This is a genomic window from Rhizobium altiplani (assembly GCF_001542405.1).
GTDB lineage: Bacteria > Pseudomonadota > Alphaproteobacteria > Rhizobiales > Rhizobiaceae > Rhizobium > Rhizobium altiplani.
On the sequence record NZ_LNCD01000101.1, the window covers coordinates 70,800 to 95,530 of the forward strand.

The window sequence follows — 24,731 nt, forward strand, 5'->3', positions numbered from 1 at the left end:
TGCGCTATCAAACCGATAGGCTGTATCGGCGCCAAGGAGGTGTATTTCTTGACCGGATGCCGTTGAGCGTACGCTATGGTACAAAGATTTCAGGGTGGGATTGATCAGGAAGCGGCCTTTTGCTGCTTCCAATCGCGATAAGGAAGCAGAAGCATTCCTGGATACCGCTTCTCAATTTCGCTTTCCGTCAGCGCAATTCTCGCCAGGACTTCGTCGAGATCCCGTTGCTGAGGGTTCTCGCTTGCCTTTTCGAGCAGTTCCATGACAGCAAACAGTTCGTCATCGATCATCGCCCCAAGGCGACGGGCAAGGTCATCAACGGGCGCGGCAAGGATTTTCTCTGACATAGGGCGTCCAACTCTCGTGATCCGGAAGGGGCGGACTAATTCGGGCCTAACCCGCGCGGCGGTCCAAAGTTCCGCTGCGCCCGGATCGACACCATTTTCCGAGGCGGCGCCACGATGCAGGACACGGGAACAATAGGCCATCGGCTGCGGTTTATCAGTCCACGACGTGATGCAAGACATGGGCAATCGCGCATGGACGATTACCCGTCCAGGATCGCGGTTGCCAACCGCCCGCAACTTCGGAGTTTGGGATGATCTCAGGTGAGCAAATTGGGGCAGCACGAGCGCTCTTGCGATGGCGCCCGGAGGATCTGGCTGAAGCTGCCGGAATTTCTGTCGCGATCGTCAATGGAATGGAAGCACAACAGGGTCTCCTTCCTGACACCCCGTCGGCTCGGGCAATCGCCGATGCAATTGCTGCAGCAGGCGTCATGGTGTTTGGCGAAGGATCCGTCGACGGGGGCCCGGGCGTGCGGCTCATGGCAAAGCCGTCCGCCGCAATCGACGTCAACGTTACCCAGACTGTGCAGTATAAGGAATTCCTGGAAAACGACGCTCCTCCTGGTGTCGGCGGATGAGCTAGAGCTCTCCCGATGGGAACGGTACGCTGTCAGACCTCTCCATTACTTTAGGGATTGCTGATTGACCTGCAAGGCAAAGTCAGGGTGAATAGTATGGCAACGTTTGGTGGAGGAGCCGACCATGTTGTTTGCCGACCTACTGGGCAAATATGTGCTGGTGATGGACAGGAATTACCCGCAGGCCGGAGCCTTGGGTTCGGCACTTCGTAGTCAGGGAAGCGAGGTCGTGGGACCCTTTGATGACCTGCGAGAGGGTTTCAAAGCCCTCGATGAGGCACATATCGACGCCGCGGTGCTCGGTATCAATCTCGATGCATTGCGAGTTTTTTCTTTCGCCGATAGACTTGTGGAACGTGGCATCCCCTTCATTTTCACGAGCCGGCGTGGCCGGGATCTGCCTTCTCGATTCCTCGGTTGCCTCTGCGTAAGCAACCAAGTTGCTGAAGACGACATATTGGTCGCTCTTGCGGTTTCGATTACCAGTTCTCGTGAAGTGGTCGCCAGTTCCACTCCATTGGCGGCCGGAATTTCAGGCCCGGCTGCCAGATCGGGCGATCGAGGTGGTATCCGTCACGACTGACGACCAAAGGTGGCGCCTGACATCCCCCTTCCGAGCATCGCTCCTGAAAAATGTCAGGATAGAAAACCAAGAATCCGTCAAGGGCTTCTGTACGATCCCGAACGATGCATTTTCGCTCCTGCGCTTTGCGCTAGGTATGCTATGCCTAGAGGGAGGAAACATGATCGACGGTTTGATTGCCGATGAACATTACTGGGTTCGGGCGAAGTCGGCGGACGATGGAACTCTCCAAGTCGTACAAGTATCGTCGGTCTTCGGCCCTACCCCGGAATTCTTCAGCGTGATTGTCCCGGGCAGCGACCAACACCATTCGCCCGAGGACTTCGAGTTCATCGCTCATATTCTGGCGCCAAGCGGCTAAGCCTTGGGCGGAGATACTGTCGCAACCCTATGAAATTGGCCGGCCCACACTCACCGGTCAGTTGCAGTCGCCCAGATAAAATTGCTGGCCGCAGGGAACAACACCTTCTTCTTAAGGTTCCGACCTCGTGATCATAAACACCACGAGGAGACTATCCATGCGATTGAAAATTCTGGCCATAACCGTCCTTTCCGTCGGAATGGCAACATCAGCATTCGCTCAGTCCAATCCCGTTCCCAATAACATGGCTGGCGACAAGACGACTGGCGAGGACGCAGGCGGCGGTGCAAGCGGTGATACGCAGACACGAACCGGCACCAGCACCCCGACGGTCATTGACCCGGGCGCCACCAACAGCACGAGTGGCGGTAACACCAATTCGACGGGAACTGTCGATCGTTCCCGCTGCCCGCCGCAGTCAGCTCCCGGCTCGGTTGCCACCCAGGGCGGCAGCGGTGGGGCTTCGGTGAGCGAAGCCTGCCCTGACAATCAATAGCATCAGCACTCGGCTGACGGAGGCTGTCATGCGGCCTTCGTCAGACGCCCGAAACCGACTGATATATAGGCTTTTGCGTGAGACCATTGTCTTGAACATCAAGAATGATCGCTGGCGCGCCGAGCAACAGGGGTCTGAATTCAAGGCAAACCGATGTCTAGCCAACAGACTTAAGGATATCGTCCATGAAGACCGCCGCCACCCTGTCCTTTGTACTCGCTGCTTTCACCGTGGCGCCAGCCTTTGCACAATCGGCCGCAGAAAAATCGGGTGTGAATTCGCTGATCGGCGTTGCTCCAAAGACGGAAGATTTCGTGACCGTGGCCGCGACCAGCGACATGTTCGAGATTGAATCAAGCAAGCTTGCCGTTGAACCTCCGACGCGGCGACAAAATCCTTCGCCGAACAAATGATCACGGATCACCAGAAGACCACGGACGAGTTGAAGGGTCTTGTTGTCGGCGGCAAAGTCAAGGCATTGCTTCCCACCGCGATGACATTAACGCAGATGGACAAGTTGAATACCCTGAAGGGGCTTTCCGGTGCGGAATTTACGAAGCAATACCACTCGGACCAGGCAGAAGCGCATGAAGACGCCGTCGATCTTTTCAAGCGGTATGGCGAAGAGGGGGACAATCCCGACCTGAAAGCATGGGCGCAAGCCACTCGCCCTGCGCTGGTGCACCATTTGCAGATGGCCAAAGACCTGAACAAATAGCCTGGCGGCCCACGCCGGGCGCTGCGCTGTTATTGGTCCACGACCGACTTTTCCAGAACCGCGCGTGGTCAAGTTGCTGGACGAAGCCGCTCAGTATCCGTCTAGAGCAAAATGAAAATCAGGACGGTGACGCCGGTGAACATCCCAAACCCGAGCCCGATCTTGTTTGCCTTGGCTTGTGCCTTACGCTGCATTATTCGGCGTTGCGCTATCTTGATCTGCCCATTCGCCAATTGCTCCGCCTCTTCGTAGCACCGCCTCTGCTCCTTAGCCAGTTCCTCGCGGACTTCCGGCGTGTCCTCCGGTATCAATTTGATACGGGCAGTGTAGCCAAGCGCTTTGCGACATTCGACGTCGGCAAGAGCCTCTTTCATGGTGTCGAAGACGCCTTCGATCACGTAGTCGGCCATCGTAAAGTATTTCATGGCTCCGTCCCCTGCGCCCGCTCCATCTTAGACCTCCGCCGGCATTAGAGCCACATGGCGCCTGGAGTGGTCTGCGAACGCGAGGAACAGACCAGCCAGAAAGTTCCGGAAAACACCGTCGGTCGTGGTCGAAAAATTCCCTGTTCAGCGCTTCGCTGGAATTTGCTATGTCTCTACCTGTACGACAGGAACAACGATCCTTTGATGGAACTTCCGACATGGACCAAGCAATCCATCCTGCCGCGATTGAGCACCTGCCAGTCTTCATTACCGCACCTGGGCAGACCGACTATCTTTTCGTGGCGGTCGCAATCTTTCTCCTGGTCATGGTTCTCCTTATTGGCAATCTCTATTTTCAGCTACATGCGCTTCCAGAGCGAATGGCGCATAAGACCAGCAAGATCCAGCTGGAAATCGTGGCGGTGCTGGGTCTGATTTCGCTGTTCACGCACAACCATCTTTTCTGGATTGCCGGTCTCTTGCTGGCTTTCATCGAATTTCCGGACTTCTCGACACCGCTCTACTCTATTGCCCGGTCGCTGGGGAAACTTTCCGGCCGTGACGTTCAGTCGACCGGAGATCCGGCGCTGGTTCGAGAAGAACCGATCGTGTCAGAATCGAAGGTGGACTCCGACGGAGAGGGCATCTGAGCCATGTTCGAACTACTCCTGTGTTCCCTGCTGACGATCTTTCCAGACTATCTCTACCGACGCTACGGCCAAGGAAAGCGGATCGGCCGCGAAATCACCCTCTATAGCGTGTGGTACGAGCTGCGCTGGGGCATTTCTGCTTGTCTCCTGCTGACGATCTCGCTGATCACCATGATCTTCTACTTCCATCCATCGACGTCGAATGTCACCGCCATATTCCGCACCGTAACAATTCTGCCGGAAACAGGCGGGCGCGTGGAAGAGGTTTATGTCGGGATCAACCAGAGGGTCCAGGCCGGGGATCCGTTGTTCAGGCTCAACAGTGACACCCAGCAGGCCGCACTCGATGCGTCCAGGCGCAAGATCGCCGAAGTCGACGCCGCAATGAAAGTGGCTCAGAGCGAGCTCGCAAGCGCCGACGGCGAGATCAAGCAAGCCCAGGGAGACTACCAAACGGCCGTCGACGAATACGAGATGAAGGCGCAGCTCTTGAAGAACGACGCCGTGGCCAGGCGCGAGGTTGAAAGGCTTGAAACCAACATCGAAAGTCGAAAGGGTGCGCTCGATTCAGACATCGCCAAAAAGCAGACCTTGCAAACGCAGATCGAAGAACTTCTGCCGGCTCAGAAGGCGAGCGCTGAGGCGGCCGAAAAACAGGCGCAGGTCGATCTCGACAAGACCGTCGTCAGGGCCGGCGTCACCGGGACAGTGCAGCAATTTGCGCTGCGTCGCGGCGACGTGGTCAACCCCCTGCTTCGTCCCGCCGGTATCCTGGTCCCAGAAAGTGCGGGCAAAAACGTCCTGATCGCCGGCTTCGGACAGATCGAGGCGCAGGTGTTGAAGACGGGAATGATTGCCGAGGCGACTTGCATCGGCCGGCCGTTCACCATCATTCCGATGGTTGTAACCGAGGTTCAGGACGTCATCGCCGCAGGTCAATATCGGCCGACGGACCAACTGCTCGACGTCCGGCAGGTATCGCAGCCTGGGACCCTGACCGTCTTCATGGAGCCACTCTTTACCGGCGGCCTCAACGGCGTTCCCCCGGGAAGCAGCTGCATCGCCAACGCCTACACGAATAACCATGATGCGCTTGCCGACAAGAACATCGGCACCCTGCGCTCGATCTTCCTGCATGTCGTGGACACTGTCGGGCTCGTCCACGCGATGATCTTACGGCTGCAAGCGCTGTTGCTGCCGGTACAGACCCTTGTTTTGCAGGGCCATTAAGTCTCATCGATCCCGCATGCCGGAGCGGCAGACAATCGGGGGTTCCGCCGCCCCCCTGCCGCCCGGCGAAGGATGGCAGACGAGGAATCCGTTCGACCTGTAGCTCGGGATGGGCCAACTCCGGCGGGCTTGGACAGCATTTACAGAACCCGGCAGGAGCGCGGCCGCACTATCAACCGCAGGAACAAGCTGTTGAACGATGCGGCTACACGGCGGCGCCGGTAGTGCGCACAATCATATTGTGTGGCCGCTGCAGGAGCAGACGAGCGAAGGCTCTCGGCACTCCTTTCCTCAGTGGCGGCGAACCTTTTTCTACAACGACCGTTTCCATCTCACGGACAAAGATCCGCCCATCCGCAGCTCTGCATAGGAGTTTTGAAATGGCAGGCAAGTCACTCGCCGATTTATCCGAAAAGATGCGCAAGATCGATTTTTGCATGATGTCGACGAAGACATCGAGCGGAGCAATCGCAAATCGCCCCATGAGCAACAATGGAGACACCGAGTATGATGGCGATAGCTATTTCTTTTCTTATGACAACACCTCAAAAATCACTGACATCGATCGCGATCCTTGCGTGACGCTCGCCTTTTGCGAAGCGCCGAGCATCCTCGGCAGGCCCGGCATGTTCATCTCGATTGAGGGCAAAGCGTCACTTGTCCGCGATCGCGGCATATTCGCTGACCACTGGGTGAAAGATCTGGAACGCTGGTTTCCACAAGGCGTTGAGACCCCGGGACTTCTTCTGATCAAAGTTCATGCGGACCGGCTAAAATATTGGGATGGCGAAGACAACGGTGTCATCGAGGCGTGACTGAGACTAAGCTCCGACAGAGGCTTCGCCCTTCGCCAAGGGTTCCCATCTGGAAAAGCGGGCTATTGCATCCACACTCTTTCGGCACAAGGGAAGGAGAATAGATGGCTGAACTGCCCTGTTCGACCTTTCCGCTCTTCAGTGACGTCGACGTCAGTGCCTAATTCCACCTGTTCGAAATTTTCGGGCAAGTTTCCACCGGGGACTTAATGCTTTTGAGCAAATGGACCGCTTCTGCGGGTAAGCGTATATTAGGAATGTCGAAACCTTAGGGAAAAGACAAAGGTAAAGGCCTAACTCCAATCATGCGGATCCCCGCCGCAGAGGAGTTCTCTTCAGAAGTGCAGGGGGAGGTTCTCGCCCTCTCTTGAACCTCCCTCCTACTTCCACAACATGCAGACCGAGGTCCTGAATGGGCATCTGGACGCGCTTGAAACTTTCGGGCATAGCGCTAATTCTCGAAATGCAGCGTTCTGCTGTCAAGTCCACACCGTCTGTAGGTCCATGCAAAAAAGCCCGACGACCCCGTCCGTCGGGCTTTGCTTTTTGAATTTTCTCACAGAGGACGCGTAAGCGAAATTTGCAACCTTGAACCACTTCGATCTCACTGCTTTACCACCATACCGCGGCGCCCCCGTTACTCGGCATCGGCCAAGTGGGCCTGGCACTGTTGCAAAGCTCTCGGCGCGCAGTTCAGTCGAAAGAAGGCCAGCGCAGGCGACGTGGAGAAAATCATGAAGAACGCCGCGACTAATACTTCGGCTGGTTTGGCCGCCCTCGATGGCGCCTATTTTGGATCTCGCGGAGCGGGGGTGGGGCTTACGCAGCAGGCTGGCGCATTGATCGACGCGGCTGCCGAAGATACGTGCAAGCGTAAGGAACTTCTGACGAACGACGTTCCTCCCGGCGCGGGTGGCTAATGGACCGTGTCGATTTCTCCGTCGTGAATGCTGTCCTCAAGACGATCTGTCGCGAGAATGGAATTGCCAGGGACAGGAAAGCAGTACTTCAGATCGCCACATTGCTGTTGGCACTTTGGAAGCAAGGCGAGCGCGAAGGAGCCGCGTTGGAACGCGTTGCGCGGGAAAAACTGGCAGAGGCTTCGATCATCCTCCCCGATACAGATTAAGGAACAATCAAGCCTGGATCAGGTTTAGCCATACACGGTCCCCTAGATCGCGGAGGCGGTGATGTGGGCAATCTTGATTGGCGCAGCTCTTGTTGTCGCCGGAACACTCGTCCTTTTCCGGCCAACGCTGGATAGACGGCTGAGTGATCCGCATCGAACGTTGGATGGTGGCCGCACGCTCGAACCACGGGGCCAGGGTCTGAGGTTCCTTGGTATCTCCAAAAACTGGCCAGCATTGGCAGTTATTGCGATTGGCGCGTTCATTCTGGCTTTTGCTGGATACTGGTGACAGCTCGACCGCGTCATGCGGCGGCAGCATGCTCCGTAAGCTGTACTTGACGCTTCTCCGCAAAAGTTTACATTCAACCCATCATGTCTCTGACGGCTGACCACGGATGTACTGGCAGTTGTTGTTGAGGCAGATTACGAGAGGTCGGCGCCGAGGGAGGTGCCGGCCTTTTTGTTTGCACGTCTGACACGACCTTCGTGACGCTAAAGGCGCCCGAGCTCCTGATTTGCCAACGACAACCAATATTTGACGCCGTATATGATTGCTCTATCGTCGAAATTGTATGCAGGGTGATGAAGGTAGGCACTGTCTCCATTCCCGACAAGAATGATGGCGCCCGGGCGTTGCTCAAGCATGTATGAGAAGTCTTCAGCCCCCATCGATGGCGCATAGGCCGTCTCGACACGACCCGCCCCTACGACGTTGGCGGCAGCCGACACGGCCACGCGGGTCTTCTCCTCGTCGTTGACGGTAACCGGATATCCTGGAATCCAGGTGATCTCCGCCTCCGTTTCGAAGAGCCTGGCTGCCATCCCCACGATATCGCGGAAGCGTTGCTCGACTGCCTTGCGCGTTTCAGGCTGCATTGTTCGAATTGTGCCGCCTATCTTAACGGATGCAGGAATCACGTTAAGAGCCTGGTCGTTGCCTCCGTTCATGAAGGTGACCGACACGACAACCGGATCGAAGGGATCGGTATACCGGGACGCAATCGACTGCAGCGCGGTGATCATATGCGCACTTACCAACACCGGGTCCCGGGTGAGGTTCGGGGATGCCGCATGTCCCCCCTTGCCGTTGATCGTCACCAGGAACCGGTCGGCGCCTGCCATGAAAGGACCGCTGCGTATGGCGAATGAACCAACATCGACGCCTGGCTCATTATGCATACCGTAGACTTCTTCGATCCCGAAGCGCTCCAGGAGACCTTCCTCAATCATGACGCGGGCACCGCCACCGCCTTCCTCGGCGGGCTGGAAGATCAACACGATCGCACCTGGAAAATCGCGGCTTGCGGCCAGGCACTTCGCCGCAGCAAGCAGCATTGCAGTGTGGCCATCATGACCGCAGGCATGCATGCGGTTCGGCACTTTTGATGCGTAAGGCAGATTGGTTTGCTCCGACATGGGAAGAGCATCCATGTCGCAGCGAAAGCCAAGCGTTTTGCCCGGACCTCTTGAGCCGTTGATGACGGCCACGACACCCGACTTCGCGATCCCCGTGACAACCTCATCGCAACCGAACTCATTTAGTTTCTTTGCAACGAAGGCCGCCGTCTCAGGCAAGTCGAAAAGCAGTTCCGGGTTTTGATGTATATGGCGGCGCCAAGTCTTGGCCTCTTCGGCGACAGCTTCGATGTCCAGTTTCACGTTCGGCTTCCTTCGTGATTTCCCCAGCGTTCTGTCACAAGAAACGCTCGCATTTCAAGCCAGAAGCCGCGGCTCTGTATTGCTTGGACTGGCAAGGGCACGCCATTGCGTCGAGAGGGGGGCCTCCTCCACGCCCATGCGACTGAAACCTCGACGCCGGACGCACTGATCGGAACGTCTCGGGGATCCCCCGCAAATTGACCGCTAACTAGCCACCTTCCAATTGATCACGGTGACATCGGAATCTGTCGAAAGACAGGGATGAGCGGGCTGTAGCTGCTTGACCAGTGTATTGACGTTGGAAAAACCGCTTTGGCTGAGCTCGTCCGAACTCAGTGCCGAGATCGATTTCCTCTGGACGGAAACGACGTGCACCGGGGTCGTTGGCCAACATCCACTCGCGGATCTGATCTCGAGGGGCCCCGGCTTAACCGTGCAGTATCCAACGCGAACCGCAATCGTCTTGGTGCCGTTTTCAACGGACGCCATGTGATTGTCCGCGACAATCATGTTTTGCATCATGCCTCCGATTATCTCTACCTCGGACCAAAGCCAGGCAACGCAGACCTGGCGGGAGATGCAAAATAAGCAAACAGGAATGTGAGGCAAACGCAAAAGCCGAATAGCTGCTATGCGCGCCTCCAGATTGACTATTGGAACGTGCGGGGAAACTTTTGCCGCCGATACACTCGGTCAGGCAGCGACGTCGCCCCAGGCTCTGGCGCCATCCCATCGCTCGATGAACGTGGACAGTTCGGGCGCTGTCACGGGTTTGCTGAAATAATAACCTTGGACCTGGTCGCAACCCTCTTGCCTCAGGAACTCCGCTTGCTCCGGTGTCTCGACGCCTTCGGCTGTCGTAACCATGTTCAAGCTCTGCCCCAGGCCGATCACGGATTTCACAATGGCCCCGGACTTGTCCTTGCTGTCCATGTCGCCGATGAAGGATTTGTCTATCTTGATCTTGTCGAACGGAAACGAATTCAGATAGCCCAGTGACGAATAACCGGTTCCAAAATCGTCCATGGCGATCTTCACGCCGAGGTTCTTCAGACCGTTGAGGATCTCGAGCGCAGCCGACGCATCATTGATCAGCACGCTTTCTGTGATTTCAAGTTCGAGCCGTTCCGGCGCCAAACCGGTCCGCACCAGAACCTGGCGGACGGTTTCAACCAACTCCCTGTTTCGGAACTGGACCGGAGAGAGATTGACCGCAACTCGAAGGTTTTGCCAATCGAGCACCTGGCGGCAGGCCGTCTCGAGAACCCACTCGCCGATCGAAACGATGAGGCCAGTCTCTTCGGCCAACGGTATGAAATCGGCAGGCGATACCAAGCCGCGGGCTGGATGACGCCACCTTACCAGCGCTTCCACGGCAGCGACTTGACGCTTCCCGATATCGATGAGGGGCTGATAGTGGACTTCCAGCTCGTCCTTTAGAACCGCCTGCCTGAGGTCGTATTCCAATGCCTTGCGCTGCTGGAGTTCGGCGTCCATTTGCGCTTCGAATATCCGGTAGGTAGCACGCCCGCTCTGCTTGGCTCTGTAAAGAGCAATGTCGGCATTCTTCAACAGGCGCTCGGGATCGGTCTCTGTGGCGTCTGCAATGGCGATGCCGATGCTGACACCAACGTGCAGATCCTGCCCTTCGATCGTAAAGGGTGCGCGCACCACGTCGATCAGCTTTCGGCTAAGTTCCTCCGCTTCAAGGGGTTGAGCAACGCCCATTTGAATGATTGCAAACTCGTCGCCACCGAGACGGGTGACCGTATCGTGCTTGCGCACGCATCCGAGCAGTCGGTTCGACAACTGCTGGAGAAGCAGATCCCCTGCCCCATGTCCGAGCGTATCATTTACTTCCTTGAAGTGATCGAGGTCGAGACAGATGATTGCCACGCGTGCAGTCTGTTCCGCGGTCGCGGCTAGTGCGATGTTCAGCCGTTCGCGAAAGAGCGCTCTGTTGGGTAGTCCCGTGAGTGCGTCATGATGGGCAAGATGGCTGGCTCGCTCCTGGGCTTCCACCTCCTCGGTGATATCAGTCGCCGTTCCTCGAAAACCCAGGAACTTTCCTGACGAAGCAACGATCGGGCGCCCCGCCAGCCGGCAAATGCGCCCATTGCCGTTGGCGTCGCGATAAGCACAACGCAGATCCCGGAAGGCGCGCTGATCGCTGCTACCTGCCAGTTGCCTCCAGCCATCTCCATCCGAGTCGCTGGAGAAGAATTGTTCGAACGTCTTGCCGAGAATGGCTTCTGGCGAAAGTCCCGTCACGTCGCTGAAGCGCGTCGAGAAGTATACCAGTCGGAGATCCTCATCACTTTCCCATATCCAGTCAGAGGAGGCTTCAGCGACGTCCTTGAACCTGATTTCACTTTCTTTGAGCGTCTGTGCATAGGCTTCGACAGTTTTCGCCGAGGCCTCCAGAGCCGAGGTCGAACGGCGAGCATTTCTGACCACCAGAACGGCAAATGCCGCGAGCACGACAAGGGCGATGCCGAGTGGTGGCAAGATGAAGCGAAGGAGCTGCTCGCCAGGTTTTGGCGGAGACCAGGAGATCGTTCCGAGGAAAACGCGATCCTGAGTCAGGAGTGGGATCGAGGCCTCGGCATCGTCCACTCGATCAAGCGAGATTTTCAGATCGGACAGCAGGTAGTCGCGTCCCATCCGATCGAGAAACTTCTGGTCCAGTCGTTCGGCGAAAACCAACATGGTGAGGTCTCTTGGCTTTACGTTCGAACGGTCAATGGAGGGCGGAAGTATTCCATTTGCCGCCACCACATAGATATCGCTCCCGGACTTGATCAAGCTTGTCGTTGGGTCGGCCTGAATGGAGGCGACATTCAGAAGATCCCGAAGTCCGCGTGGCATCACTTTCAGCGCGTCGACATCCTTCGGCTCTCCATCGATCAGCCCATAGATCGTGCGGTTGCCTGGGGCGACGGCAAATACCAGTTCGTAGCCGAGGTCCTTGTAAATATTCGGGCCGATATTCCCGTCCGTCGCGGCCCAGGCAATGTTGCCGCTCCTGCTGACGTTTTCGTAAACATCCTGACGAATGGTATAGTTGCGCAGATCCCGTCCGACCTCTCGGGCCTTTACTTGGAGTGCGGTTGTCGCAAGTCTCGTGGACGCTTCGACTTCCAGCTTGTTTTGTTGGCGTGCCGACAAGACAAGGACGGCGGTCACGACCATGATTGCCACAACCATGACTGCCGCCATGGGATAGACGATACGCCGAATGAAATCTCGACCGGAAAAATTAGCCACATCATTGCCCAGACCGTGCATGCCATCCTCGCTCAGCTTGAGCGACACGCTACGGCACAAGTACAAATGACGGGTTAAAAATAGTTATGCTTTTTCAGTACCGCAGTTGCCCGCTCTTTGTCTGAACGATGCTAAAAGTAGAAGGGAGTGCCCGCGTATCCGAACACTTGAAACCAAGTACAGCATTCAATGTAGTACAGCGAACTTAGTTGCAAAATGCTGCACGCGGGGACCGGCCAACTGGGTCTTGAGGGACAAGACCGGGCCGATAGGGGGATAGTTGGCTTGCGACAATAGTAACGTCCGCGTTGAACCAACCTATTTGCACGGGCGACCTTGTAACCAGCGATGATCGCCGGCCAAGTTCGGCTGTCACGTTCCGGGTCAGCCCTCGGATCTGACGCGTTTTTGCTGACGTGGGAATCCGTAAGTCGCGCCTATCGATCGCAGCTACCGGACATTAAGCGCAACTCGTCTGTGCATGTTGCGCTTGATGACGTTCAAGCACCGGATCTTTGCTTAACATCATAGAGTTTCGAGACCGCTGGATCCAACCGCGCAGCTCTTAGCCGCTTTGAGCCGGACGCGCTCGAACGGCGAGCGTGCGATATCGCTAAAATTTCAGTCTGGCGCCTGCGAGCACAGCATAACTGTCTTGGACACTTGCGACTTCGTCGTCGTACGAATATGTGCGTGCGCCGACAAAAAGCTCGGTCTGCCAATAATCGAGATTCTGTACGACTTGCACACCGTAGGAGTCGCTATCCGTTCCCTTGCCCTTGATGTCCCGACCAAAATAGGCGTCGACGGAGAAGGCTGTCTTGCCGACTTCAAAGATATCCGTCTGGTAACCAACCTTGGCATAGCCGTAGTGTCCATCGATGGTTTCCTTGTCCGAGTAGCCGGCTGCAAGGGTAAGGCTCAGGCCCGTTGGCTGATGTAACAGTGAAACCGAGGCGTCATAGATCGAATTGCCATCGCCCGGCCTCGAAAACGCCAGTGCGCCGCTGATTTTGACGTCCTCGATCGTTTGGTCGTATCGCAACGCAATGTCCCACACAGCGACGTCAGTCGGCTCAGGTACAACTTGCGTCCCGAAGGACGACGACACGCTGAATCCGCCGAAGGAGGGGGTGTCGTAGCGGAAACGCAGTTTTCGGCCGAGACCATCGTAGTTTGTGAAAGCGTCCTTGACGCGTATTGAAGAGAGCGTTCCATCATCAAATCTGAGGAACGGTCCGCCGGCCATGTCCGAGATAAGCGAATAGCCGACGACCGAGGTACCGGACAAATCGACTTCGGCGCTTCCATCAGACGACATGCTACCCTGACCGAACCAGAACTTCCCGTAGTCCTTCGACTCCATATAGACTTCTGCTTTTCGCAGAAGCTGTGCCTCCCAATCGTAGTCGCCCTTGTTGAGCTGATTGACGTTCGTTGTCGAATAGGGCGTCCATTCCCATTCGAGATTTCCGCCCACCGACCAGTTGTTCTCCATCTTGGAGTAAAAGCGAAAGCCGGCGCGTGTCGAAGAATTGCCGTTATCGACGGGGAAGTAGTTGTCAGTCGAACCGCCGTCGTCGTAAACCAGCAAGCCTTTGTTGATCTGGCCGTAAAATTCCAGGTAGGCGCTGTCATCTCCGAGCCGCAGTTTCGGGATCCAACGCTCCTCCGCCTTGCTGGTCTCAGAGGGTTTCTGAGCCGGTTTCGCGACCTCCTGCCCTAGCGCGATTCCGGCCGGCAGACACAATGCAAGGAGAGAGTAGATCGGCGCATGCACAGCACTGTATTTAGCTCGTCGCATCATCGTGTCCCCCCGGGCGTTCCGTCAGCATGGGATAAGTGTCAACGTTGCACGCGAGGGACGCCAAATGCCAATCTACTGATTCGTCTTCCCCATCGCAATCACGCCGTAGCTGCCGAACTCACGTTTCCATATAGATCCACGTGAGCGGACAACGCAGGAAGATGCAAGCCATTTCCGGTATGATACCGTAAACTACGATGCCTCTATCAGTTGTGGTTCCGTGCTATGCGAATCCTGTGACAAGCGCGACGGCGGGAAGGATATCCCCCAGCGATTTCTGTTCGTCTGTCGGGATTTGCGCGCCGGACTTGGTCGCGATTAAAATACACTGGCGGTGAAGAACGTCCTCTGTATTGCCTGCGCCCGGCACCTTCCGGTCCGGGGCGCCGAGTGGTAGAAAAGGTTGATCCTTTTCTGAGCCGATCGCGATGGAGACCACCGTGAAGCGACCAGTAGCGGCGTTTACTGCCGTTGCCATTGCAACTATTGGCACTCAATCGAGCATCGGCAAGGCGGCGGAGGGTCGACCAGTTTCCCTGGGTTGGCAGACGTCCTGCGGCGTAGATGCCGGCGCCATCAAACATGTCAAGGACACCTACGTCTTTCACAACAGCTCTAACCATTGCAGCGGCGGAATATTCCACCAGCGGGCGGAGTTGAACTCCACAAACATCTCGGTGACCAGCAGGATCACCTACGAATTCGAGACGAAGGTGTCGATGAAGACGTCTGGGGACAACGACTTCATCCTTTTCCAGGTCCATGACGAACGGATGGGCTGCTCGCCGCCGATGAGCCTGCGCTGGACCGGCGGCAACACGCTTCGGTTCGACAGTGACTACACCCGCGGAAAGGGGATGGGCGGCTGCTTCGAGAATTGGGGACTGCGCAACGCGATCTACGACGGGCAGCCGCTGAAACGTGACGGAACGACGTATGATCTCGCGGTGACGGTGGCCTTCGACGGCAAGGGTAGCTTCGACGTCACCGTGCGGATAGACGGTGCTGTAGCCTTGTCGGGAAAATACGAACCGTCGAGCGATCCGCAATTTCTGACGTCGAAGCGGTTCTTTATGAAGCACGGCGTCTATTCTCAGGATCGTTTCGAATATGAGATGAGATCGACCGGCATGCGGGTGCTTCGGCAAGGATAGGTCCGGCATGCGACTGGGACAGGGCGGTAGCGTCAGTCCACCGAGTGCAGAGCAATGCATTTTTATTCTTGTCGGCCACTAAAAATCTGTTTTACATGAGCGCCTCGCTGCTTGGCTTTCGGGGGGATGCCGATGAGGTGGACACGCAGGGATATTTTGCTTGGCAGTTTGGCTTCGGTCGGAACCTTGGCGACGGTCGAGAAGCCGACTTTAGCTGCGACCGCTTCCTATTTTTCCGGAACCAGTATCGACAACGGTGTGACGTTCCGAAGCACGAACTTTTCCAAGATCGACAGGAAGTGGCACCGTCAGGTTGTCAAATATTTCAGCAGCGAGCCGATTGGTACGGTTGTTGTCGATACGACGCATCATTTTCTCTATCTGATCATGGAGAACAAGACGGCCATTCGTTATGGCGTCGGTGTCGGCCGCGAGGGCTTCAAATGGTATGGCCGCGCCACGATCGACCAGAAGGCGCTTTGGCCGCGCTGGACGCCGCCGCCGGAGATGCGTCAACGCCACCCCGAGCTGCCCGAGTCGGTAGATGGAGGTTCACCGAAGAACCCACTTGGGCCGCGTGCGATGTATTTGCTTCGCGACGGCGTCGATACCGGCTATCGTTTCCACGGTACTCTGGAGCCAGGCAGTATCGGCAAGGATGCCTCCAGCGGCTGCATTCGCATGTTCAACGAAGATGCAATCGATCTTTATCAGCGGTGCCCTATCGGCACCGCGGTACAAGTCCTGCCCCACATTGCCGATCAAGCTCAAAATGCCACTCAGGCGAACCAAGCGACTCCGGTCGAATGAGGAGTATCACCCTGATGTCTGTTTTAGTCGGATGTTCGAGGCCTCTCGTCGCTGCGGCCATTCTCTTGACGCTTGTCGCCTGCAGCACCACCGATATCGCCGAGGTGGAGGAGCCTGCGGTGGCGCCAATGACCGGACAGACCAACGATCCGGCGCCCGGCTTCGAGAACGTCGCGGCCGGAAGCGAACAGGACTTTATTCTGAATGTCGGCAGACGGACCTACTTTACGCAGGACTCTGCCACGCTTGATACAGTCGCCAAGGCAACGTTGGATAAGCAGGCAACCTGGCTCAACAGCAACCCGCAATGGTTGGTCAAGCTGCAGGGATTTGCCGACGATTCCGGATCTGCTTCAGCAATGACAACACTCTCACAGCGACGCGCCGATGCAGTGATGGCCTATCTGGTTTCGAAGGGCGTGGACGCCAGCCGCGTATGGACCAAGGGCTACGGCAACGATCGCGAGGTCCGCGATTGCACGAGCCGCTCCTGCAAGGTGCAAAACCGGCGCGTTGTATCCAACCTTCGTACTGAGCGCGACTCGGTCTGACCCTAACAATATCGCGCGCACAGCGAACTGAACCAACCGCTAACGCGACGCTTCAGCTATTTTCTGGTTGCGCATGCGATGGCATTGGCAGCCTACGCAACCTGCATTGCTTTCCTTGGGGCAGGCCTCAACCGTCATTCCACTTTCGACGTTACCCTGCCGCCTGAGACGCGCGTACTGAGGTCGAAAGGTCACAGTCAAACACGGTTCAAAACGCTTTCGCTCCAAAGTGTTTTTCCAAGCTTCACAATCAGGTCGAGCTGTACAATGATGAAGCTACTGCTGGGGATCCCTTAACGCGTATCCGGAGAAGCGCAGTATGAGGAAATGGCATGGGTCATCGAAGTACCGTCGCAAATCTTTTCCTTCTCCCCGCAAACGATCTCTTCCTCCCCTAGTCGGCATCCTTAGCTTCTTCATCACACTGCCGGCGTTCGCGGATTGCGATCCGGCAAGCCCCACTTCCGGTCAGACGGTGACCTGCACGGGCAATCCGTCCGGCTACAGCAGCACCGCCAGCCTCGGCACGCTCACGGTCGATATCCTCTCCGGTACCAACTTCAACGGTCCGCTCACCCTTTCAAATATCGGCACTCTTGGCGTGACCACCGCGGGAAACCTGCAGAGCGTCACGCTCGACAACAACGGTTTCATCACCTTCGTAAATTCCGGCAACATCAATAGCGGTCTGGTGATCACCGGCAATGGCACCTACTCGGTGACCAACAACGCAAACGCCTCCATCAACTCGGTCTTTTCGTTCACCGGCAACAGCAACAACACGATTACCAACAACGGCACATTGAACCCGGGCATCACGGTCAATGGCGATGGCACGACGACAATCCTGAACAATGCAGGATCCTTCATCAACAATGGCGTCTTCATCAACGGTGCAAGCCAGACCCGCATCGACAACTACGGCACCATTCAGAGCAATACGCTGCTCGGCACCGGTAACGACACCATCGTCAATTACAATCCGGGCGTAATCAATGGCACCGTCGATCAACGCGCCGGCAATGATCTTTTTCAGATGCTGGGCGGCCGGGTGAACACATCGGTCAACCAATCCGCAGGCACAGACCGCTTCGAGTTGTCGGGCGGCGAAGTCACGGGATTTCTCAATGCCGGAGCCGATAACGATTCGATGCTCTGGACCGGCGGTCTGATTGGCGGAATCGACATGGGCGATGCTAACGATGTGGCGGTGTTCCAGGGGCTCACCGATACGCAGTTGAAGACGATCCAGATCAATGGCGGTCAGGGTAGCGATACACTGACCTGGCAAAATACTCAGGGAAGCAATCCGAACCGGTTGATCAACTGGGAACTGATCTCGCTCGAGCAGGGCTCGACCCTCAAGATGAACAACAATCTTGTCCTCGGTGATAGCGGTACCAGCAGCGGCGCACTGAGGATCGACTCGACCAGCGTGCTGAATGGCAGCGGCTTCCAGTCCACGATTTCGCCAGCGACCGCAGGCGCACGTGTGACTGTAACCAACGCCGGTGTAATCGACCTCACAACCGGTTCGAACTCCACCTCGGACTCGCTCAAGATTGTCGGCAACTACGTCGGCAATTCTGGTCAGGTGTGGCTCCAGAGCACGCTTGGCAACGACAGCTCGGCGGCAGACAAGCTCGTGATCGATTCAGGAACGGCGTCTGGATCGACTGGAATTGTCGAAACGAATGTCGGCGGCGCCGGTGACGAGACGGACCAGGGGATCTTGGTTGTCGAGGCGATCAATGGGGCCACGACCGCGAACGGATCATTCTTTCTAAGTCGCCGAGTCAGCGCGGGGATCTACGAGTATCTGCTGTACAAGGGCTCGTCTGTGCCGGGCACGGTAAACAACTGGTATCTGCGCAACGAGTCGGGTGACGACGGCGGTGGTGGCGACAACGGCGGTGGCGACAATGGCGGCGGTGGCGACGGTGACGATGGCGACGACCTTGACGGAGATGGCGGCGATCCGGGAACCTTCGATCCCGGCCCGACGATCCGACCCGAGGTTCCGATCATGACGGTCGTTCCAGCAGTGTCACGCGGCCTACTCAGGACGACGCTCGGCACCTTCCACGAGCGCCACGGCGAGCAGGATTGGATGGCCCGTGAGGAGGCTGGCAACGCAGTCTGGACGCGCGTCTTTGGCGAGAGCTACGATCAGGATCTAACCCGCCTGCTCGACGAAACGTACGATGGGCAGGCGTTGGGCTTCGAAATTGGGGCACCGTTCTACGAGCGCGAGGGCAAGGGCGTGCTGGATACGTTCGGCGTCTTTGCCGGCTATTCTCGTGCGTGGGGCGACATCACTGGGGACGCGCTGAATCTCAACAGCATCCACGTCGGCGATCTGTCGATCGATGCCTATAGCCTTGCCGCTTACTGGACCCGCACATGGGACAATGGCAGCTATATTGATGGCGTCCTGATGAATTCATGGCTGGACACCGACACCCACTCGATAGGTGGATATGACAGCAGCTTCAACGGCAATGCGGTCACAGCTTCGTTGGAGGCAGGAACTCGGTTCACAGCAACAGATCATTGGAGTATCGAGCCGCAAGGACAAATTATCTGGCAGTACCTGAATTTCGATGAGGCTCACGACCCTGGTGGTACGATCAACTACGACAACAACGACGCATTCACTGGCCGCGTGGGCTTGCGACTACAGGGCGACTACGACTACGAAGGCAAGCCAGTGTCGCCTTTCTTGCTCGCCAACCTCTGGCACGAATTCGAAACGACAGATGTCGTAACCTTCAACACACTTCCGGTCGACGCCACGCGCAAGGCGACAATGTTGGAACTGGGCGGAGGTGCGACGGCGGATCTCTCCGAGAACGTGCGGGTCTATGCCAATGCATCCTATTATTTCAACCTTGGGGGCGAAGACTTCAGCGCCGTTTCCGGGCGCGTCGGGTTGAGGATCGTCTGGTAGCAGCTGATCAACATGACACGAGTGGAATGAAATTTCCCGTGTTGCCGCCGCAAGCTGCCGTGGATGCCACTGTGCGCCAGCAAACGGGCGAGCGGCAACAATTTCGCTTCCGGCCAGACCGGACACCTTGCATTGACCCGGCGAGCGGGAAAGACCGGACAAACTTGGCTCATTTCCCGCCTCGCTGCAGCGTCCGGGTGCATCTCGATCAGATCGCGGATGCGTTGCCGATCAATGCAGCGGGGATAGCCTGCCCGAGTGCCCAATAGAAGCCAAAGATGCGTAGGTGTCGGCATACAGGACAGGACTCGATCCATATCCTGCGCGACGCCCAGCGTCGGCCTGAAGACGAGACTATCATCTCGAAAACGCGTTCGGTGGCGGGACGAGGGCTCCGCAAGCCGATTGCGCTCCAACGGCCGACTGACTTTGCAAAGTGCGATGCGGCAGCATATTGTTGCAACGCATCAATCGTGTTTAAATCCAGCTCCGGACAAGGAGGTGGCCTTGCAGCAGTCAGCAACCGGGAAAGAAGATTCGCACAGGATTCTCGTCGTAGAGGCAGACGCAATCCTGCGCACTTCGATGGTTGCAGCTATCGGGGCCGCGGGCTTTCGCGCGATTGAAGCTGAAACTGGTGACGGGGCCTTGCGATGTCTCGATCGCCACGGTGATATCGCACTGGTGTTCACGGCGATTAACATTCCTGGCAATGTGGACGGTGTCGCCTTGGCGGTTCAAATTCACCGTGACTGGCCGGACATTGCGATCGTCATCACATCAGGGATCGTCAGCCTCAGGCAATCGAGCCTTCCTCGCCGCTGCCGTTTCCTGAAGAAGCCTTACCGCCTGGATGATGCCATCGTCTGCTTCAGGCTGCTGTTGGAATTGGACAGAGAGATCCCAGTCCTTGGGCCTCAGTCGCGCCATGCCGACGTCATTGGCGTGGGAACGAATTGACTTCCTAAGGCCCATTGACGGGGCTGACGCCGAGGTTTGGCTGGATACTGAAATGCCTTGCCTTGCTTGCACCGCATCGATCTTGACTGCGCCTTGATCCTTTCCCAACTGAAGCCGTGAAGCGGACGTCTCGTTTGTCAAACTCGCTTCACGATCGCCCACTAGGACGAAGCCAGAGGTGACATTCGATGACCAAGCCGTGGACTTACAGTCGTGGACCGATTGCGGCCAACGAGTCCGATCTTGCCAAGGCAGGAGATATCAACGCGCTGCTGCGCCAGCCCATTGATGTTTTGCCTGCGACGATCGGCGATCCGATCAAACCGTTTGCAGTCGGTCTTTGGAACGAGGTCCGTCTACTGTTGAAGCCGGATATCTCCGTTACGACGCTTAGGAAAGCGACCGGAGCGTACATCCATTCGAAGCGATATTTCTTTGCGACTGCACAACCGGACTCAATGCGTTTTGATCTCCAGGGCAAACCGATCGAACCTGTCTCCACTGCAGATCGTCTGTCCGCTCAGGCACGCTATCAGCGTATCAAAGGATCCGATTTGCAGCTCGACCCTGACGCCGACATCACTCCCTCTCTCCCCTCGAAGGTAGACCGTATCCGTGCCGGTTTGCTCGCCAGGCGCCCAACTTAGCCACTGTCTTGGCGAAGCTCCGCTCTTGCAGCATTGAACCGACATTGATGAATAAACGGGGCAAAATTGATGGCAGCACGCTTGTTGTTGAGGACGACGGTGATTGTAGGGATGTACTGCACCCGAGCTAATCGGATGGGCGGAGGGAAACATGTTTGCAATTGCGGCTGCATGACAGACACGGCGGCAAGTGGTTGAGGCGCGGCTCGTTGGATGCACGAGCTTTCGCACTGCTCACGTAGTGCTTCTTGATTAATTGCAGGGCATCGCAAAACGCTCTATTTTCCCTTGCAGGGTGCCTCGACGAGACGGGACTGGGCATGCCAGGCCGGACCGCTCGGTTTCCGCACCAATCCCAGATGCTGTTCGACGATACGATCAGGAGGAGGGGTACGATGGGCGAAACGACGCCGGACAACATCATGCAGCTCGGCATGGGGTTCTGGGCCTCCAAAGCCATGCTCAGCGCGGTCGAGCTCGGCGTCTTCACCGCGCTCGCGGCCGGGCCGGCCAACCTCAGCGACCTGCAGGCCAGGCTGCAACTGCATCCTCGCGCGGCCCGCGACTTCTTCGACACCCTGGTGGCCCTGAAGCTGCTCGAACGCGAGGACGGCCACTATCGCAATGCCCCCGATACCGACCTCTTCCTCGACAAAGGCAAGCCCTCCTATATCGGCGGCATCCTGGAAATGGCCAATACCCGGCTCTACGGTTTCTGGGGTTCGCTGACCGAAGCCCTGCTCACCGGGGAGCCGCAGAATGAAGCCAAGCACAGCGAAGACTTCTTCGCCGCGATCTATGCAGAGCCGGCGCGGCTGCGCGGGTTCCTCGAAGCGATGAGCGGGATCAGCGCCGGTGCGGCGCAGGCGATCGCCGCCCGTTTCGACTGGTCGAAATACACGACCTTCGTCGATGTGGGCGCGGCGCAGGGCATGGTGCCGGTGGTGATCGCGCGAGCGCATCCGCATCTTCAGGCCATCGGCTTCGACCTGCCCGCCGTGCAGCCGATATTCGACGAGTTCGTCGCCCGACAGGGTCTCGCCGACCGTATCCGCTTCCAAAGCGGCAACTTCTTTGACGGCCCGATGCCGAATGCGGATGTGATCTTGATGGGGCACATCCTGCACGACTGGGACCTTGCCGAGAAGAGAATGCTCTTGGAAAAGGCCTTTGCCGCGCTGCCGAACGGCGGAGCCGTGATCGTCTACGATGCCGTCATCGATGACGAGCGCCGCTTGAACGCTTTCGGCCTGCTGATGAGCCTGAACATGCTGATCGAGACCCCCGGTGGGTTCGACTACACCGGCGGCGACTGCCAGGCCTGGATGCGCGACGCCGGTTTCGTGGCGACGCGCGTCGAGCCGTTGCTGGGGCCGGACTCGATGGTGATAGGCTTCAAGCCTGACTGAGCGCAAACCGCGACCGCGGCCGGTGGGAGGTTCCGAAAGGTTCGGTCCACCTGCGTTGCGTTCAGATCAAGATGATCAAGAACTGACTGGGGGACAGGACACTTGCTCATATAAGTGAACTGGTAGAATGCACCGCCGGGCCGCAGGTGCCGGAAAGGTCCTTCGAGGATCTCCATCACCTTGCCTACCGGCATGGTCAGTAGCGGAAGGCCGCTAACGACGGCGCCCACCGACGTCTCTGGTGGAAATTTAAGATCTTGCAGACGTGCAGCGTCCATCGACAGTACCCGGGCACCTGGAAAGCGGCCCTTGAGGCGTTCAACAAACTCTTGACTGTACTCGACCAAAGTGAGGTGTTGGGGCCTGACGCCGCGTTCGATCATCTTGGTCGTAAACACGCCGGTACCCGGCCCGAGTTCGATGACATGCCCCGTTTGTGGTGTGATCTCCCGCGTAATGAAGGCCGAAATCGCCCTCGATCGGTGGAAATTTGCGCTTTCACCCGCCGGACAACAGGTATATATGGCTAGACAGTCTAGCTAGTTTGGAGCAAAGCAATGGAATGGCAACTGCAGGACGCCAAGAACCATTTCTCGAAAGTGGTGCAGAAGGCACGACACGAGGGGCCGCAGATCGTCACGCTTCGTGGAGAGCGCACGGCCGTGGTGCTGTCCGCCCACGACTATGACGCTCTGCGCGCCGGCCGACCGACGCTGGTCGACGATCTGCTTGGCGGTCCCGCTTGGGACGATGAGCTCGCCGATGCGGTCGAGGCGCGCGCCAAGACGCCAAGCCGCGACGTGGCCTTCTGATGTATCTGGTTGACACCAACATCGTTTCGGAGGCGCGACGCGGCACGCCGCAGGCGGTTGCTTGGCTGCGCTCGGTAGACCCGCTTAGCATCCATCTGAGCGCGCTGACCCTCGGCGAAATCATGCGCGGCATTGCGCTGAAACAGAAGTCGGATCCGAAGGCCGCCGCTCACCTCGCCGAATGGCTGCGCAAGCTGCGCCACGACCATGGCGACCGCATCCTGCCGGTGACCGACCAGATCGCCGTCGAATGGGGCCGCATCGCCGCGATCCGGCCGCGTGGCGATATTGACGGGTTGATCGCCGCGACCGCCATCGTCCACGACCTGATCCTCGTCACGCGCAACGTCAAGGATTTTGAAGACACGGACGCATCTGTGATCAATCCCTGGGAGACACCGGCGTGAGCGGCTCAGCGACGGGCTCGGAACTGCAAAAAGTCGATCTCTCCCACCCGGGTGGTGTAACGGTCGACGCGAATCCTGGTGGCACTGCACTCCCCTCCCCCGGATCCCCAGGTCGTCGGCCTCTGTATAACCGCCTGCGCGTCAGGCGGCCATAACGGCCGACCGCAAGCCCAACTCGGTCACAACAATCGAACGCCGTCTCTCTTCGCTGTCCTGGACTACGCCCAGCGTGGCGGCGAGAAACTCGATCGCAAGGACCGCGCCATCGCCACGGTCATGGCCGGCATCCGCAACACCCATGCTGCCCCTCCCCGGCAGAAGGAAGCCGTGCTTCCGGAAGACTTGCTCGCCATGCTCGACACCCTCGACCGCGCTACATTGCGGGGCTTGCACGATCGCGCCATGCTGCTCATCAGCTTTGCCGGCGGCCTGCGCCGCTTGGAGATCGTCGGACTGGACCTTGGTCGCGACCAGACGGAAGACGGCCGCGGCTGGATCGAGATCCTCGACAAGGGCCTGCTCGTCACCCTGCGCGGGAAGACCGGCTGGCGAGAGGTCGAGATCGGCCACGGCTCGTCCGACACGACCTGCCCGATCGTTGCCGTCGAGACCTGGATCAAGTTCGCCCGGATCGCCAGAGGTCCGCTCTTACGCCGGGTCCAGGGCTAGGGCAAGGACGTTGGGCCGGACCGATTGAATGACCGGGAGGTGGCACGTCTCGTCAAGAAGGCGACACTTGCCGCCGGTGTTTGCGGAGATCAGAGCGAGGGTGATCCGGCCGAGAAATTCTCGGGCCATTCGCTGCGTGCCGGCCTCGCGTCCTCCGCCGAAGTAGACGAGCGTTACGTCCAGAAGCAACTCGGCCATGCCAGTGCGGAAATGACCCGCAAATATCAGCGCCGCCGCGATCGGTTCCGGATCAATCTCACCAGGGCGTCGGGGCTTTGAAGGCCCCTCCCCTATCGG

The 24,731-nt window shown here is 57.7% G+C and carries 26 protein-coding genes and 2 pseudogenes; 21 read left to right on the forward strand and 7 right to left on the reverse strand.

Annotation, left to right across the window (positions count from 1 at the left end):
• Positions 1 to 104: 104 nt before the first annotated feature.
• Positions 105 to 347: a hypothetical protein gene (locus tag AS026_RS23950; RefSeq protein WP_062372008.1), complete on the reverse strand. Its 243-nt coding sequence runs from the start codon at positions 345 to 347 to the stop codon at positions 105 to 107.
• Between the two features lie 251 nt (positions 348 to 598).
• Between AS026_RS23950 and AS026_RS23955 the strand changes: the two genes are divergently transcribed.
• The 5 genes and pseudogenes from AS026_RS23955 (at position 599) to AS026_RS23975 (ending at position 3,083) form a co-directional block, all read left to right on the forward strand.
• Positions 599 to 925, forward strand: coding sequence for a hypothetical protein (locus tag AS026_RS23955; protein ID WP_063805943.1), 327 nt, complete (start codon positions 599 to 601; stop codon positions 923 to 925).
• Between the two features lie 124 nt (positions 926 to 1,049).
• Complete coding sequence (locus AS026_RS23960) at positions 1,050 to 1,508, forward strand: response regulator (protein WP_062372011.1); 459 nt, start codon at positions 1,050 to 1,052, stop codon at positions 1,506 to 1,508.
• Positions 1,509 to 1,668: 160 nt separating this feature from the next.
• Entirely contained in the window at positions 1,669 to 1,869 is a 201-nt protein-coding gene (locus AS026_RS23965) for a hypothetical protein (protein ID WP_062372013.1), read from the forward strand.
• Positions 1,870 to 2,026: 157 nt separating this feature from the next.
• Entirely contained in the window at positions 2,027 to 2,365 is a 339-nt protein-coding gene (locus AS026_RS23970) for a hypothetical protein (protein ID WP_062372015.1), read from the forward strand.
• Positions 2,366 to 2,550: 185 nt separating this feature from the next.
• A pseudogene (locus AS026_RS23975) lies at positions 2,551 to 3,083 on the forward strand (DUF4142 domain-containing protein).
• A gap of 101 nt (positions 3,084 to 3,184) precedes the next feature.
• On the opposite strand, the gene AS026_RS23980 reads toward AS026_RS23975, so the two are convergent.
• Entirely contained in the window at positions 3,185 to 3,508 is a 324-nt protein-coding gene (locus AS026_RS23980; protein ID WP_062372017.1) for a hypothetical protein, read from the reverse strand.
• Between the two features lie 218 nt (positions 3,509 to 3,726).
• Between AS026_RS23980 and AS026_RS23985 the strand changes: the two genes are divergently transcribed.
• The 6 genes from AS026_RS23985 (at position 3,727) to AS026_RS43625 (ending at position 7,621) form a co-directional block, all read left to right on the forward strand.
• Positions 3,727 to 4,158 carry a hypothetical protein gene (locus tag AS026_RS23985; protein WP_062372020.1) on the forward strand — a complete coding sequence of 144 codons (432 nt, stop codon included), beginning with the start codon at positions 3,727 to 3,729 and terminating at the stop codon, positions 4,156 to 4,158.
• Positions 4,159 to 4,161: 3 nt separating this feature from the next.
• Entirely contained in the window at positions 4,162 to 5,388 is a 1,227-nt protein-coding gene (locus AS026_RS23990; RefSeq protein ID WP_062372022.1) for an HlyD family secretion protein, read from the forward strand.
• A gap of 380 nt (positions 5,389 to 5,768) precedes the next feature.
• The gene (locus AS026_RS23995) at positions 5,769 to 6,203 is read left to right on the forward strand and encodes a pyridoxamine 5'-phosphate oxidase family protein (protein WP_062372025.1); all 435 of its coding nucleotides are present in this window, start codon (positions 5,769 to 5,771) and stop codon (positions 6,201 to 6,203) included.
• 734 nt (positions 6,204 to 6,937) lie between these two features.
• Entirely contained in the window at positions 6,938 to 7,123 is a 186-nt protein-coding gene (locus AS026_RS24000) for a hypothetical protein (RefSeq protein ID WP_062372027.1), read from the forward strand.
• Complete coding sequence (locus AS026_RS24005) at positions 7,123 to 7,332, forward strand: hypothetical protein (protein WP_245307607.1); 210 nt, start codon at positions 7,123 to 7,125, stop codon at positions 7,330 to 7,332. The genes AS026_RS24000 and AS026_RS24005 overlap by 1 nt, the downstream gene beginning before the upstream one ends.
• Before the next feature lie 61 nt (positions 7,333 to 7,393).
• Complete coding sequence (locus AS026_RS43625; RefSeq protein WP_062372030.1) at positions 7,394 to 7,621, forward strand: hypothetical protein; 228 nt, start codon at positions 7,394 to 7,396, stop codon at positions 7,619 to 7,621.
• Between the two features lie 203 nt (positions 7,622 to 7,824).
• Here the strand turns inward: AS026_RS43625 and AS026_RS24015 are convergent, their stop codons facing one another.
• From AS026_RS24015 to AS026_RS24030, 4 genes are all read right to left on the reverse strand, one after another.
• Entirely contained in the window at positions 7,825 to 8,991 is a 1,167-nt protein-coding gene (locus AS026_RS24015) for an amidohydrolase (RefSeq protein WP_062372033.1), read from the reverse strand.
• A 204-nt stretch (positions 8,992 to 9,195) separates the two neighbouring features.
• Positions 9,196 to 9,510: an ASCH domain-containing protein gene (locus AS026_RS24020; protein ID WP_062372035.1), complete on the reverse strand. Its 315-nt coding sequence runs from the start codon at positions 9,508 to 9,510 to the stop codon at positions 9,196 to 9,198.
• Between the two features lie 174 nt (positions 9,511 to 9,684).
• Positions 9,685 to 12,279 (reverse strand): bifunctional diguanylate cyclase/phosphodiesterase, encoded by a 2,595-nt coding sequence (locus tag AS026_RS24025; protein ID WP_062372037.1) that lies wholly within the window; start codon positions 12,277 to 12,279, stop codon positions 9,685 to 9,687.
• A 592-nt stretch (positions 12,280 to 12,871) separates the two neighbouring features.
• Complete coding sequence (locus tag AS026_RS24030) at positions 12,872 to 14,062, reverse strand: porin (RefSeq protein ID WP_082728589.1); 1,191 nt, start codon at positions 14,060 to 14,062, stop codon at positions 12,872 to 12,874.
• Between the two features lie 443 nt (positions 14,063 to 14,505).
• On the opposite strand from AS026_RS24030, the gene AS026_RS24040 reads away from it, so the two are divergent.
• The 7 genes from AS026_RS24040 to AS026_RS24070 all read left to right on the forward strand — a co-directional run bounded on the left by AS026_RS24040 (position 14,506) and on the right by AS026_RS24070 (position 22,546).
• Positions 14,506 to 15,219 carry a hypothetical protein gene (locus AS026_RS24040; RefSeq protein ID WP_082728590.1) on the forward strand — a complete coding sequence of 238 codons (714 nt, stop codon included), beginning with the start codon at positions 14,506 to 14,508 and terminating at the stop codon, positions 15,217 to 15,219.
• Between the two features lie 132 nt (positions 15,220 to 15,351).
• The gene (locus AS026_RS24045; RefSeq protein ID WP_062372103.1) at positions 15,352 to 16,029 is read left to right on the forward strand and encodes a L,D-transpeptidase; all 678 of its coding nucleotides are present in this window, start codon (positions 15,352 to 15,354) and stop codon (positions 16,027 to 16,029) included.
• Positions 16,026 to 16,580 carry an OmpA family protein gene (locus AS026_RS24050; protein WP_062372047.1) on the forward strand — a complete coding sequence of 185 codons (555 nt, stop codon included), beginning with the start codon at positions 16,026 to 16,028 and terminating at the stop codon, positions 16,578 to 16,580. Before AS026_RS24045 ends, AS026_RS24050 begins: the two co-directional genes overlap by 4 nt.
• 319 nt (positions 16,581 to 16,899) lie before the next feature.
• On the forward strand, positions 16,900 to 19,530 hold the full coding sequence (locus AS026_RS24055; RefSeq protein ID WP_062372049.1) for an autotransporter family protein: 2,631 nt from the start codon (positions 16,900 to 16,902) through the stop codon (positions 19,528 to 19,530).
• A 405-nt stretch (positions 19,531 to 19,935) separates the two neighbouring features.
• The gene (locus AS026_RS24060; RefSeq protein ID WP_245307608.1) at positions 19,936 to 20,490 is read left to right on the forward strand and encodes a response regulator; all 555 of its coding nucleotides are present in this window, start codon (positions 19,936 to 19,938) and stop codon (positions 20,488 to 20,490) included.
• A gap of 188 nt (positions 20,491 to 20,678) precedes the next feature.
• A complete protein-coding gene (locus AS026_RS24065) occupies positions 20,679 to 21,137 on the forward strand; it encodes a ProQ/FINO family protein (RefSeq protein WP_062372052.1) in 459 nt (152 codons plus the stop codon).
• 395 nt (positions 21,138 to 21,532) lie between these two features.
• Positions 21,533 to 22,546, forward strand: a complete 1,014-nt coding sequence (locus AS026_RS24070; protein ID WP_062372055.1) for a methyltransferase — start codon at positions 21,533 to 21,535, stop codon at positions 22,544 to 22,546.
• On the opposite strand, the gene AS026_RS40420 is transcribed toward AS026_RS24070, so the two are convergent.
• Positions 22,435 to 23,070, reverse strand: a complete 636-nt coding sequence (locus tag AS026_RS40420) for a class I SAM-dependent methyltransferase (RefSeq protein WP_342587575.1) — start codon at positions 23,068 to 23,070, stop codon at positions 22,435 to 22,437. The two genes, AS026_RS24070 and AS026_RS40420, sit on opposite strands and share 112 nt — an antisense overlap.
• Positions 23,071 to 23,103: 33 nt before the next feature.
• Here AS026_RS40420 and AS026_RS24075 point away from each other — a divergent pair, with 33 nt between their 5' ends.
• From AS026_RS24075 to AS026_RS38895, 3 genes and pseudogenes are all read left to right on the forward strand, one after another.
• Positions 23,104 to 23,358, forward strand: coding sequence for a type II toxin-antitoxin system Phd/YefM family antitoxin (locus tag AS026_RS24075; RefSeq protein WP_018859803.1), 255 nt, complete (start codon positions 23,104 to 23,106; stop codon positions 23,356 to 23,358).
• Positions 23,358 to 23,765, forward strand: coding sequence for a type II toxin-antitoxin system VapC family toxin (locus AS026_RS24080; protein ID WP_018859804.1), 408 nt, complete (start codon positions 23,358 to 23,360; stop codon positions 23,763 to 23,765). Before AS026_RS24075 ends, AS026_RS24080 begins: the two co-directional genes overlap by 1 nt.
• A 96-nt stretch (positions 23,766 to 23,861) precedes the next feature.
• A pseudogene (locus AS026_RS38895) lies at positions 23,862 to 24,713 on the forward strand (tyrosine-type recombinase/integrase); the annotation flags it as partial.
• Between the last annotated feature and the right edge of the window lie 18 nt (positions 24,714 to 24,731).

What these genes read in the sequence shown, in the direction of transcription:
- AS026_RS24045 (WP_062372103.1), top strand. Translation starts at nt 15,352, where the DNA reads ATGAGGTGGACACGCAGGGATATTTTGCTTGGCAGTTTGGCTTCGGTC.
- AS026_RS24030 (WP_082728589.1), bottom strand. Translation starts at nt 14,062, where the DNA reads ATGCGACGAGCTAAATACAGTGCTGTGCATGCGCCGATCTACTCTCTC.
- AS026_RS23995 (WP_062372025.1), top strand. Translation starts at nt 5,769, where the DNA reads ATGGCAGGCAAGTCACTCGCCGATTTATCCGAAAAGATGCGCAAGATC.
- AS026_RS24025 (WP_062372037.1), bottom strand. Translation starts at nt 12,279, where the DNA reads ATGCACGGTCTGGGCAATGATGTGGCTAATTTTTCCGGTCGAGATTTC.
- AS026_RS24080 (WP_018859804.1), top strand. Translation starts at nt 23,358, where the DNA reads ATGTATCTGGTTGACACCAACATCGTTTCGGAGGCGCGACGCGGCACG.
- AS026_RS24055 (WP_062372049.1), top strand. Translation starts at nt 16,900, where the DNA reads ATGAGGAAATGGCATGGGTCATCGAAGTACCGTCGCAAATCTTTTCCT.
- AS026_RS24005 (WP_245307607.1), top strand. Translation starts at nt 7,123, where the DNA reads ATGGACCGTGTCGATTTCTCCGTCGTGAATGCTGTCCTCAAGACGATC.
- AS026_RS24000 (WP_062372027.1), top strand. Translation starts at nt 6,938, where the DNA reads ATGAAGAACGCCGCGACTAATACTTCGGCTGGTTTGGCCGCCCTCGAT.
- AS026_RS23965 (WP_062372013.1), top strand. Translation starts at nt 1,669, where the DNA reads ATGATCGACGGTTTGATTGCCGATGAACATTACTGGGTTCGGGCGAAG.
- AS026_RS24020 (WP_062372035.1), bottom strand. Translation starts at nt 9,510, where the DNA reads ATGCAAAACATGATTGTCGCGGACAATCACATGGCGTCCGTTGAAAAC.
- AS026_RS24075 (WP_018859803.1), top strand. Translation starts at nt 23,104, where the DNA reads ATGGAATGGCAACTGCAGGACGCCAAGAACCATTTCTCGAAAGTGGTG.
- AS026_RS23955 (WP_063805943.1), top strand. Translation starts at nt 599, where the DNA reads ATGATCTCAGGTGAGCAAATTGGGGCAGCACGAGCGCTCTTGCGATGG.
- AS026_RS23970 (WP_062372015.1), top strand. Translation starts at nt 2,027, where the DNA reads ATGCGATTGAAAATTCTGGCCATAACCGTCCTTTCCGTCGGAATGGCA.
- AS026_RS24070 (WP_062372055.1), top strand. Translation starts at nt 21,533, where the DNA reads ATGGGCGAAACGACGCCGGACAACATCATGCAGCTCGGCATGGGGTTC.
- AS026_RS23960 (WP_062372011.1), top strand. Translation starts at nt 1,050, where the DNA reads ATGTTGTTTGCCGACCTACTGGGCAAATATGTGCTGGTGATGGACAGG.
- AS026_RS23990 (WP_062372022.1), top strand. Translation starts at nt 4,162, where the DNA reads ATGTTCGAACTACTCCTGTGTTCCCTGCTGACGATCTTTCCAGACTAT.
- AS026_RS24050 (WP_062372047.1), top strand. Translation starts at nt 16,026, where the DNA reads ATGAGGAGTATCACCCTGATGTCTGTTTTAGTCGGATGTTCGAGGCCT.
- AS026_RS23985 (WP_062372020.1), top strand. Translation starts at nt 3,727, where the DNA reads ATGGACCAAGCAATCCATCCTGCCGCGATTGAGCACCTGCCAGTCTTC.
- AS026_RS43625 (WP_062372030.1), top strand. Translation starts at nt 7,394, where the DNA reads ATGTGGGCAATCTTGATTGGCGCAGCTCTTGTTGTCGCCGGAACACTC.
- AS026_RS23950 (WP_062372008.1), bottom strand. Translation starts at nt 347, where the DNA reads ATGTCAGAGAAAATCCTTGCCGCGCCCGTTGATGACCTTGCCCGTCGC.
- AS026_RS23980 (WP_062372017.1), bottom strand. Translation starts at nt 3,508, where the DNA reads ATGAAATACTTTACGATGGCCGACTACGTGATCGAAGGCGTCTTCGAC.
- AS026_RS24065 (WP_062372052.1), top strand. Translation starts at nt 20,679, where the DNA reads ATGACCAAGCCGTGGACTTACAGTCGTGGACCGATTGCGGCCAACGAG.